This window comes from Inquilinus sp. (genome assembly GCF_057815775.1).
In genome coordinates this window covers 1-10,960 of sequence record NZ_JBYRFX010001162.1, presented here as the reverse complement: position 1 = coordinate 10,960, position 10,960 = coordinate 1, and the positions used below count along the sequence as shown (strand labels likewise).

General features: G+C 68.1%; 10 protein-coding genes. All 10 read right to left on the bottom strand.

The annotated features are described in order from the left end of the window. Positions 1-904: ABC transporter ATP-binding protein (locus AC3XYG_RS41155; protein WP_489145708.1), on the bottom strand; the 904-nt coding region annotated here is incomplete at its 3' end. Beyond that, the gene (locus AC3XYG_RS41150; protein WP_489145707.1) at positions 897-1,778 is read right to left on the bottom strand and encodes an ABC transporter permease; all 882 of its coding nucleotides are present in this window, start codon (positions 1,776-1,778) and stop codon (positions 897-899) included. The genes AC3XYG_RS41150 and AC3XYG_RS41155, both read right to left, overlap by 8 nt. After that, positions 1,778-2,734 (bottom strand): ABC transporter permease, encoded by a 957-nt coding sequence (locus AC3XYG_RS41145; RefSeq protein WP_489145706.1) that lies wholly within the window; start codon positions 2,732-2,734, stop codon positions 1,778-1,780. The genes AC3XYG_RS41150 and AC3XYG_RS41145 overlap by 1 nt, the downstream gene beginning before the upstream one ends. A 68-nt stretch (positions 2,735-2,802) precedes the next feature. Beyond that, the gene (locus tag AC3XYG_RS41140; RefSeq protein ID WP_489145705.1) at positions 2,803-4,467 is read right to left on the bottom strand and encodes an ABC transporter substrate-binding protein; all 1,665 of its coding nucleotides are present in this window, start codon (positions 4,465-4,467) and stop codon (positions 2,803-2,805) included. A 182-nt stretch (positions 4,468-4,649) separates the two neighbouring features. Then, on the bottom strand, positions 4,650-5,834 hold the full coding sequence (locus AC3XYG_RS41135) for a mandelate racemase/muconate lactonizing enzyme family protein (protein ID WP_489145704.1): 1,185 nt from the start codon (positions 5,832-5,834) through the stop codon (positions 4,650-4,652). A 1-nt stretch (position 5,835) separates the two neighbouring features. Then, positions 5,836-6,942, bottom strand: a complete 1,107-nt coding sequence (locus AC3XYG_RS41130) for a mandelate racemase/muconate lactonizing enzyme family protein (RefSeq protein ID WP_489145703.1) — start codon at positions 6,940-6,942, stop codon at positions 5,836-5,838. Positions 6,943-6,987: 45 nt separating this feature from the next. Beyond that, the gene (locus tag AC3XYG_RS41125; RefSeq protein ID WP_489145702.1) at positions 6,988-7,713 is read right to left on the bottom strand and encodes a GntR family transcriptional regulator; all 726 of its coding nucleotides are present in this window, start codon (positions 7,711-7,713) and stop codon (positions 6,988-6,990) included. 298 nt (positions 7,714-8,011) lie between these two features. Next, the gene (locus AC3XYG_RS41120) at positions 8,012-8,254 is read right to left on the bottom strand and encodes a hypothetical protein (RefSeq protein ID WP_489145701.1); all 243 of its coding nucleotides are present in this window, start codon (positions 8,252-8,254) and stop codon (positions 8,012-8,014) included. 392 nt (positions 8,255-8,646) lie between these two features. After that, a complete protein-coding gene (ppaT, locus tag AC3XYG_RS41115) occupies positions 8,647-9,825 on the bottom strand; it encodes a pyridoxamine--pyruvate transaminase (protein ID WP_489145700.1) in 1,179 nt (392 codons plus the stop codon). 9 nt (positions 9,826-9,834) lie between these two features. Next, positions 9,835-10,960 (bottom strand): DUF2252 family protein (locus AC3XYG_RS41110; RefSeq protein WP_489145699.1); only part of this gene is annotated, 1,126 nt, incomplete at its 5' end.

Here is a 10,960-nt window from a genome sequence, read left to right as displayed (position 1 = left end):
CGGCGAAGTCGCAGCGCGGGGCGAAGACGCAGCCCGGCGGCAGGGGACCGGGCGAGGGCAGGAAACCAGGGATCGATTCCAACGGCCCGTCGCTCTTGCGCCGTCCAGCGGCCGGCAGGCAGCGCAGCAGCCGGGCGGTGTAGGGGTGTACCGGGTGGCTAAGCACGTCGCGGGTCGCGCCCTCCTCCACCAGCGTGCCGGCGTAGAGCACGCCGACCCGGTCGCACATGCGCGAGACGACAGCGAGGTTGTGGCTGATGAACAAGATCGAAGTGCTCAGCTCCCGCCGCAGCTCCACGATCAGATCCAGCACCTCGGCCTCGACGGTGGCGTCGAGGCCGGTGGTCGGCTCGTCCAGGATCAGCAGCGCCGGGTCGCTGGCCAGCGCCATGGCGATGGCGACGCGCTGCTGCATGCCGCCGGACAGCTGGTGCGGATAGCGCTGCATGACGCGTTCGGGGTCGGAAATTCGCACCCGCGCCAGCATCGCCAGCGCCAGGGCCGTGGCATCGACCGGGCCGCTGGCCGCAAGCTCGAAGATCTCGGTGATCTGCCGGCCGATCCGGATCGACGGATTGAGGGCCTTGCCGGGGTCCTGGTAGACCATCGACACCGTCTTCGCCCGCATGCGGCGCAGCGCTTCGCCGTCCAGCGCCATGACGTCGCCGCCATCGATCGCGATCCGCCCGGCGGTGACGCTGCCGTTGCGGGGCAGGTAGCGCACGGCCGTGAGCGCCACGGTCGACTTGCCGCAGCCGGATTCCCCGACCAGGCCATAGGCCTCGCCGCGGCCGATCTGCAGGCTGACATCGTGCAGCACCGCCAGGTCGCGGCCGCGCGACCGGTAGGCGACCGACAGGCCGGCGAGCTCCAGCGCGGCGGGATTGGGGGCGGCCTCAGGCATCGAGCACTCCCTGGACGCCGTCCGCGATGAGGTTCACCCCGACGACCAGCGACGCGATGGCCGCCGCATCGAACAGCACGGTCCACCAGTAGCCGCCGCCGATCATGCCGTAGTTGCTGGAGATGCTGAGCCCCCAATCCGGCGAGGGCGGCTGGATGCCGAAGCCCATGAAGCTGAGCGTCGCCACCGCGAAGATCGCGTAGCCCAGCCGCACCGTCGATTCCACCAGGATCGGCGGCAGGATGTTGGGCAGGATCTCGACCACCATGATGTGGAAGGCGTTCTCGCGCCGCAGCTTCGCCGTCGCGACATAGTCGAGCCCCCGTTCGGCCAACACCGCCGAGCGAACGGTGCGGGCGATGATCGGCGAGAAGCTGAGGCCGATGACGAAGATCACCGTCGCCTTGGAGGTGCCGAGCGCGACGATGGCGAGCAGCGCCACGATGACGACCGGCACCGCCATGAAGGCTTCGAGGATGCGGCTGACGATGTCATCGACGATGCCGCGGAAATAGCCGGTCATAAGCCCGAGCGCGGTGCCGGCCAGGGTCGCGAGCAGGGTGGCCAGGGGCGCCACGGTCAGGATGTCGCGCGAACCGACGACGACCCGCGAGAACACGTCGCGCCCGAGCTGGTCGGTGCCGAACCAGTGATCGCCCGAGGGCGGCAGCAGCGAATTCAGGACGTCGTCGGCCAGCGGATCATAGGGCACAACATGGCTGCCGAAGAGGGCGCAGACGATCCAGAAGACGATGATCGCCAGCCCGGCCAGGAACGAGCCGGAGCGGCAGAGCCCGAAGACCACGTCGCGGACCGGGCTGTGGGCGCCGGATTCGTCGGGGGCCAGGCTGGGTTCGATCTCTGTCGTGCTCATCACTCGGCCCCCAGCCTGATGCGCGGGTTGAACACGGAATAGAGGAGGTCGGCGATGATGGTGGCGATGGAATAGACGATGCCGATGGTCAGGATGCCGGCTTCGAGGATCGGGAAATCCTTGCCGCGCGCGGCGGTGAAGATCAGCGACCCGATGCCCTGATAGCGGAACAGCGTCTCGACCACGACCAGGCCGCCGATGAGATAGCCGACCTGGGTCGCGATCACGGTGATGGTCGGCAGCAGCGCGTTGCGCAGCACATGGCGCCAGATCACCGTCCGCCAGCGCAGCCCCTTGAGCACCGCGGTGCGGGTGTAGTCGGAATCCAGCGCCTCGACCATGCCCGACCGCGTCATCCGGGCGATATAGCCGAACAGCACCAGCACCAGCGGCAGGGCCGGCAGGATCAGGTGATAGAGCTGGGTGAAGAAGCCGGAGCCCGCCGGCCAGGCCGCCGACATCGGCAGCCAGTGCAGCCAGACGCCGAAGATCAGGATGAAGACGATGCCGGTGACGAATTCCGGCAGCACCGTCGCCGAGAGGCCGCCGAGGCTGATGATGCGGTCGAGCGGGCGGTTGACGTTGAGCGCCGCGACCACCCCGCCGAGGATGCCGAGCGGTACGACGATGACGAAGGCGACCAGCGCGAGCTTGACCGAATTGCCCAGCGCGTCGAGCACGAAGGGCGCCACCGGCTTGCGGAAGATATAGGACGTGCCCATGTCCGCCCGCACGAAATGGCTGATCCAGTCCCAGTATTGCGCCAGCAGGGACCGGTCGAGCCCGAGCTGGCGGTTCAGCGTTTCGACCGCGCGCTCGTCGGCGAGCGGCCCGAGGATCGCCCGGCCGACATTGCCCGGCAGCACCTGGCCGCCGAGAAACACCATTACGCTGAGCAGGAACAGCGTGACGACCGAAAGCGAGATGCGCCGGGCGAGGAAGCGGGGGATGGCCAAGCTCCTTCCTGGGCCGGTGCGCCGTCGCGGCGCAACCGGCCGTTACAGGGTCCGCACGTTCCTTCCGGTCAGGCCTTCGATGCGCGGTCGAGATAAAGCTGCGACATGGCGGTCGGCTGCACCCCGGTCACGCCCTTCACGGTCGCGGTCAGGAAGTCGTAGAAATAGCCGAAGACGACAGGCGTCTCATCCAGCAGCAGCCGCTGGATCTTGCCGGCGGACTGCTTCTGGCTTTCGAGGTCGAGATCCGCGATGTAGCTGTCCACCAGCGTGTCGTATTGGGTGTTCTTGAAATGCGCCGCGTTCCAGGCCCCGCCGCTCTTGAGCGGTGCCGAGAGGAAGACGTTCGGCACGCCGCGATGGCCGTAATCGGTGATGCCGATCGCCGAATCCAGCCAGTTCGACTTGCCGAAGACGCCGTCGCCGTAATAGCCGTTCTGGTCGAGGATGTTGTGGTCGAGATCGATGCCGATCTGCTTGACCGCGTTCTGGACCAGGACCGCGTATTCCGGGATCTCGACGAAACGCTCGGTCGTCAGCGTGACCTTGAAGCCCTGGGCGACGCCCGCTGCCTCCATCAGTTGCTTGGCCTCGGCGAGGTTCTGCTCGCGCTGCGGCACGGTCGGGTCGCTCGACGGATAGATCGCCGCGAACGGGCTGTCGTTGCCGGCCACGGCGCGGCCCTTCATCAGGCCCTGGACGATGCGGCTGCGGTCGATGCTGAGCGCCACGGCCCGGCGCACGCGCGGATCCCGGAACGGGTCGATGTCGTTGCGCATGTGCATCTGGTGATGCGTCACGGCCTTGAGACTGATGATCTCGACGTTCGGGTCGTTCAGCAGGCCGACGCCGGCCAAAACCGGCATCTGGTTGATGATGTCGACCTGCCCGCCCTGCAGCGCCAGGATCTGTGGCTGCACATCGGCGAAGAAGGAGAATTCGGTGCGGTCGGGCAGCGCCTTCTCACCCCAGTAATCCGGGTTGCGCACGAAGGACGCGCCGACCTTAGGCGTGTAGCTGTCGAGCTTGAATGGCCCGGTGGCGATGAAGTTCTTCTCGAAATCGCCGGCATAGTTGGCCGGGATGATGACGGCGTTGTAGTTGTCGGACGACACCAGATACGGGAAGTTGCCGTTGGCGGCGTCGAGGTGGAATTCAACCGTGTAGTCGTCGACCTTCCGGGTCCCGCCCTTCTGCAGGATGCCGTTGAACACCGACAGTGCGTTCGAGGAATTCGCCGGATCCGCAAGCCGGTCGATGCTGGCCACCACGTCGTCGGCCTTCATCTCCGCACCATTGTGGAACTTCACGCCCTTGCGCAGGGCGAAGGTCCAGACCGTGCCCTTGTCGTTCGGCTTCCAGCTTTCCGCCAGCATCGGGCGCAGCACCAGATCCGGGCCGTCCAGGCAGAGGAATTCGCCGACCTGCTGCAGGATCAGCAGTCCGCCGGAATCGGCGACGGTCACCGGATCGATGGTCGCGGCCGGCAGGACGCTGGCCACCCGGATGGTGGCGCCGGCGACGCCTTGCGCACGGGCGAGGCTCGGCATCATGCCGAAGCCGGCGGCCGCGCCGATCCGCCCGAGAAGCGGCAGCGACAGGCCGATCAGGCTGCCGTGGCGGATGAAGTCGCGGCGGCCGACCCTGCCGTCGACCACCCCGTCGATCAGGTGGTTTTCGATGTCTGTCCGGTTGCGCCGGAGGAGATCGAGAATTCGGTAATCCGTGCCCATGTGACTGTGCCTTTTCCCTGTTTCCCGGATGGTGTGTTGCGGATTTTCCCGCGTTATTTGTCGCCGGGGCCTGTATCGACGATGACGGCGACCCCTGTCGTTTCCATCCCCCTTCGCACCTGCCGCATCCGACCGGAGTCGGCCGGCACGATCTCGGTCTTGTCCCCTCGTGCTGTCTTGCCCTAGCGCAACGGGAGGCGGCGATAAGTCCCCGGCCGCGCGGGGTCATGGTATTTGTTCTTGGGGCCATTCTCCACATAGTCGCGATGGCAGGCGGCAAGTTTTGCACGTGACAGGGTCACCCCGAGGCCCGGCTCCTCCGGCACGCGGACGACATTGTTGCGGGGCGAGAACGGTCCTTCCTCGGTGACATCCAGCCCCTGCATGCGGAACAGCGACTGGTTCGGCTCCCGGAGCCAGCCGATGGCGGCGCACAGATGCAGATAGGCAGCGCTGCCGATGCCGGAATCACCGCTGTAGCACCAGAAATCGATACCCGAATGCTCGCAGGCGCCGATGAACCGCAACAGCCGCCCGATGCCGCCATGGGCCGTCGGGTTGCCGACGATGGCGTCCGGTACCTTCAGGTCGATCGCGCGGGCGATGTCGATGTTGTGGGTCGAGAACGGGATCGAGCAATGGCGGCGCAGCTCGCGCATCTCCTCGGCCGTCGCGACCGGGTCCTCCCAGTTGTGCACGCCCAGCTCCTCGAGCGGCCGCGCCAGCCGCCGGGCCGTCGCCAAGGAATAGGCCTGGTTGGAATCGATGCGCAGCATCATGTCATCGCCGAGTCGCTCGCGGATCAGCGTCACCATCTTCAGCGAGGTCTTCGGATCCTCGGTCGAGAACTTGCCTTCGAAGAAGGTCGTCCCGTAGGTCTCGTGCAGCGCGACGCAATAATCGGCGACTGCCTCCGGCGTCTTCTCGCCGCGCACGTCGGGGCCGTCGCCGCGCAGCGAGAAATAATCGGTGAAGGGAATGTCCTTCCGCACCGCGCCGCCGAGCAACTGATAGAGCGGCTGGCTCCAGGCCTTGCCGCGCAAATCCCACAGCGCCATCTCGATCGCGCCGAACGCCATGATGCGGTTGCGGTCGTTGATGCTCTGGACGCCGGTCCAGAATGGCAGGCAGACATGCTCCGCGCCGGCGATGTCGAACGCGTCGCGGCCGATCAGGCGGGGCGCGAGCAAGTCGTTGATGATTGTGGCGGCCGCAGGCGTCGGTGCCTCGCCGAGGCCGATCAGCCCATCCTCGGTCTCGACCTCGACGATGGTCGGCGAGAAGCCGTCGAGTTCGCCGAACACCCAGACATAGGGCGCCTCCAGCGTCAGGTTGATCGGCGTGGCGGTGATGCGGCGGATCTTCATGTCAGCGGCCGAGTTCGAGGAACGGGGCGCCGAGCAGGTCGGGCCTTACATCGATGCCCAGGCCCGGCCCGGCGGGAATGCCCATGCGGCCGCCGCTGACCGGCGGCGCGTTCGACGCGTTCCGCACCGTCACCCATTCGTGGAAGGCGATCGCGTGCAGCCTGCGCTCCGGCGGCGTCGACAGCGAGAGATGGGCCATGGCTGACGTGTCGACCTCGGCCCCGCCGGTGTCCTCGACCGTGACCATGAAGCCCAGATCGACCGCGAGGTCGCGGATTTGCCGGGTCTTCGACACGCCGCCCAGGCGCGAGATCTTCAGCGTCAGCCCGTCCGCCGCGTCCTTGCGATGGATCTCCAGCATATCGTTGAGCGACGCCACGGATTCATCGAGCACCATCGGCTTGTCCAGGCCGCGGCGGACCGACAGGCACTCGTCGATCGTGGTGCAGGGCTGTTCGAAGACATAGTCGATGCCGCGCGTCGCATCGGCGAATTGCCGGGCCTGGAATGGCGTCCAGCCGGCATTGGCGTCGCAGAAGATCACGGTGCCCTTCGGCACCGATGCGGCGACGGCGGTGACGCGCTCGATGTCGCCGCGGACATCGCCGCCGACCTTGACCTGGAGGCGGGAGAACCCGTCCGCGACGATGCGCGCTGCCAGGGCCGCCATGGCGTCGACCGAGCCATGGGTGACGACCCGGTACAGCTCGGCCGTCTCGCTCTCCTGCCCGCCCAGCAGCGTGACCAGCGGGACATCGGCCGCGCGGGCGGCCAGGTCGCAGCAGGCCATGTCGAGCGCGGATTTGATGTAGGGGTGGCCCTTGAACACGGTGTCCATCAGCCGGCCGATCCGGCTGAGCGCGCGCGGATCGCAGCCGATCAGGTGCGGCGCGATCTCGGCGATGCCGGCGCGGGCCCCGGCGGCGAAGGCCGGCGAGTAGAAGCTGCCGAGCGGCGCCATCTCACCCCAGCCGGTCAGCCCGTCATCGGCGGTGATGGCGACGAGGACGGCATCGAAGGCGTCGGCGGTGCGGCCCTTCGACATGCGATAGGGCCCGTCCACGAAGGGCTGGACCACGCGATAGGCCTGGATGCTCTGGATCTGCACGTCTCTGTTCTTCCCGATGGAGGGATTGGGGGGCGCGGTCGGGGATCAGCCCCCCGCGGGCGGGCCTTGCGCCCTCCCCCCTGGGCTCGCCGACGAGCGCTTCTCCAGGCTGCGCGCATAGGCGAGCAGTTCCTCGAAATCGAGGCCGATATGATCCCGGGCATGACGCTGGGCGGCGCGCATGTCGTCGCCCTTCAGCAGCCGGCAATACTCCTCATGCGCGTCCTCGGCCGGCACGACCTCGTTGCGGGCCTGCTGGTGCAGCGCGAAATAGAGCTGCAGCCGGCTGGCCAGGCGCTGCCAGGTGTCGAGCAGGACGGAATTGTCGGCCCATTCGTGGATCAGGCCATGCAGTTGCAGGGCCGTCTCGATCTGGCGCGTGGTGTCCCGGTCCCGGGTCGCCTGCTTGACGGCCTCGTGCCGGCGATCGAGTTCATCGAAGAAGCGCTGGTCCCGGACCGGCCAGGTCCGTTCGATGGCGAATTCGTCCAGCACCTTGTTGATCGAATAGGCATCCTCGATGTCCTTCGCGGCCACCTCGATCACGAAGGTCCCGGCGTAGGGGATGTTGGTGAGCAGGCCGTCCTGGACGAGTTCGCGCATCGCCTCGCGCAGCGGCGCGCGGCTGACCCGCATCTGCTTGGAGATGCCGACTTCGTTCAGCTTCTGCCCGGGTGCCAGTTGCCCGGTGAGGATCGCGCGCTTCAGCAGCACGGCGATCTCGGCCCGGCGAGTCGTGTCGGCGATCGGGCGGAAGGCGGCTATCCCCATATCGGCGCTCCAATAGGCCCAATTTCAGGATAGTCGGATTGTCGACAATCTAGCAACAGCTCGATTTGAGAATGCGGACACGGCAATGCCCCCCGCTCAACCAGACCGGTCGGAGCAGGCGACAGCAGTTTGACGTCTATGGGCTGTGAGACCGGAAAAAATGCGGCCCATGGGAGCGCGCCGGCATCAACGTCGGCGGACTTCCGACGGCAAGGCGGACCGCGGAGCCCAAGGAACCATCCGGCGAGCGGGGCCCGGCAGGATTCTGCCGAGCCGCGCTCGCCGATGGTATCAGACCTCAGAAGTTCGGGGCGGTTGCCTGCGACTGGCCCGGCCGCAGGACCTGGCCGGCCGGTGCGGAATAGCGATGGCTGATGGCGTTGGGGAATTTCCCGCTCTGCAGCTGGCTCCACGACGTCGGGAAGCTGTTGTGCTCGCCGGGGGTCTCGAACTTGGCCTGCGCGGCCGCCGTCGCACCGAGGGTCAGGATCACGGCAGCGGCGGCAATGCGGCCGGCGGACAGCAGGGATTTGGCAGACATGGATGGCTCCTATTCAATCGGGCGACCGGTCGAACCGCGTCGGCGTTTGCCCGCCGGCCTGTCGATGCGGCCACCCCTCTCGCAGGACGACACGCCCAGCACCCGGCCTCAGCCTTCGGCGCTGCGTCTCGCTGCATTGCGGTATGTCGTTGGCCGACCCGTCGGATTCATCCCCGGCGCGGCGTTAAAAATCGTTCATCCGGACGTAAGAAAGGCGGGGCGAACATAAAGAAGGCCGGCCCGGTTGCGGCACGGGCCGGCCTTGAGTGGAGCAATGGAGTCAGTCCGGCGAAACATTCGCCGGCCACCCCGACCGAAGGCGGGGTGACAAGCAAACCTGTCACGATCCGTTCACCCGCCAATACTCCCATTTGGGAGGGTGCTTGCGGGTTTCAGCGCTGGAAATCGATTACTTCGGTCGCCGCCGCTACACCGGCCCCGAGATCGAGCCGCAACCCCAGCGCGCGCAGGGCGCCGCCGACCGCCGTGACCGCGATCACGGCATGCATCGGATGGGCCGTCGGCCCCATATGGCCGATGCGGATCAGCCTGCCGGCGGTGGCGCCGCGCCCCGCGGACAGCACGACGCCGTAGAGCCGCCGGGCCGCCGCCAGCAGCCGAGCATCGTCGATGCCGTCAGGCAGCCGCAGCGCCGTCGCGGTCGGGGCCGCGATCGCCTCACGCGCCGGCCACAGGTCGAGCCCCATGGCCTGCAGGCCGGCACGGCAGGCCCGTGCCGTCAAGGCATGCCGGGCCCAGACCGCCGCCGGCCCCTCCCCCGCATAAAGATCGAGCGCGGCGTCGAGGCCATTGACCTCGGCGATCGAGGGCGTGAATGGGAACGGCCGGTGCGCGTGATGCGCCTCGCGCCAGTCGAGCAGGCTGAGCACCGAGGCGCGCGGCGCGTCGGGGTTGGCCGCGATCTTGGCCCAGCCGCGGTCGGACATGGCCAGCAGGCTCAAACCCGGCGTGCCGCCCAGGCATTTGCCCGGGCCGGCGATGAAGACATCGGCGCCGATATCGTCGGGGTGGACATCCATGCCGCCGAAGGACGATACGGCGTCGACCATGAAAGCGGCGCCGTGGTCGCGCACGATGCGGCCGATCTCATGCGCCGGGTTGATCGTGCCGGACGGGGTGTCGTGATGGCACAGCACCACCACCGCGATCTCCGGCCGGCGGCGCAGCATATCCGCCACCACCGTGGGATCGATCGCCTCGTTGAACGGCACCTCGATCTCGACCAGTTCGCGGCAATGCCGCCGGGCCCAGGGGCCGAAGCCCTTGCCGTAGACGCCGGAGACGAGGTTCAGCACCACGTCGTCGCGGCCGATCAGCGATGCCGCCGCGGCCTCGATCGCCAGGATCGGCTCGCCCTGCAGGATCAGGGCCGGACCAGCACAGCGCAGCGCCGCCGTCGCCTTGGCGTTCACGCGTTCGTAGAAATCGAGGAAGTAGGGGTCGTGGTCGTATTCGACCGGCCGCGACAGGGCGCGCAGCACAGCGGGATAGGCCGGCACCGGACCCGTGGTCAGGGTGAACAGCGGCGGCGCGTTGTAACCCTCAGTCATGATCCATCCTCATCGGCGCCGCGCCCGCCATTCCACCCGGTCCTGCCGTGTCGCCTCGGCCACTGTCCACGCGGCATCGCGCAGCCAGGCCGGCTTGCGGGTGCCGAGATCGGCGACGATGGCCCGGACCCGTGACCGGCGGGCGGAGTGCAGATTGGCCAGTTCCACGCCCATCGCGGTCAAGAGCCGACGCACCAGGCCGAGATCAGTCAGGGCCGGGAAATCCAGCTTGCGGCTGTTCGGCGCCAGCCGGCGGACGACGATGCCCTTCCGGACCTTGAGCCAGGGGTCGGCGACCCGGAACTTGCTGAAGGCGATCTCGGCGAAGCGCAGCTTGCGGTCGCCGCCGGAGATCAGCGACCAGGCCGAGGGCAGCAGTGCCTTGGCCTCGCGCGCCGCCGGCCCGCCGCGCCAATCGGCGACGGCCACCCAGCGCGGCCGGCCCAGGCTGCCGATCCCGGCGCTGCGCCGGGCCATGGCCAAGGCGAGATCCGGCTCGGGCATCGCCGCGGCCAGCGCATCACGATAGCCGCGCGGCGGCGCCCCACGCGGCAGCTGCTCCAGCGTCGACCAGAACTGCTCGCGCCGCTCGTCGCTGGCCACCACGAGATCGCGCAGCCACAGATGCTGCCGTTCCAGCACGAAGGCAACGGGCGTGCGCAGGCCTTCGACATAGCCGCCGAGTACCGCGGCGCAGATCTCGTCGGCCGACACCGACCGGTCGCGACCGCGCGACAGCAGGGCGCTGGCGGCGAGACGGACGAGGTCGAAGGCATAGGGCGTCTCCGCCGCCTCGTCGAAATCGTTCACGCCCCAGACCAGGCGGCCCTCGGCGTCGCGCCACAGCCCGAAATTGCCGATATGGGCGTCGCCAACCGCGTCCACGCGCGGGGCGTCCAGCAGGGCGGGGCACAACTCGTGCACGGTCTCGGTCCAGCGGAAGCAGGTGGCGCGCAGGAAGAGGAAATCGCTCTCCTCCATCCGGCGGTGCTTGCGGTCGATGTCGGCCTGCACCAGCTGCCGGCCCAGCTGCTCGCCGAGCCAGACCTCGTAGCGTTTGACCGACGCGGTGATGGACCCCATGCAGACCCCGGCGCTGCCCCCGCGGCCATCATAGTCAGGCGCGGCCCAGCGT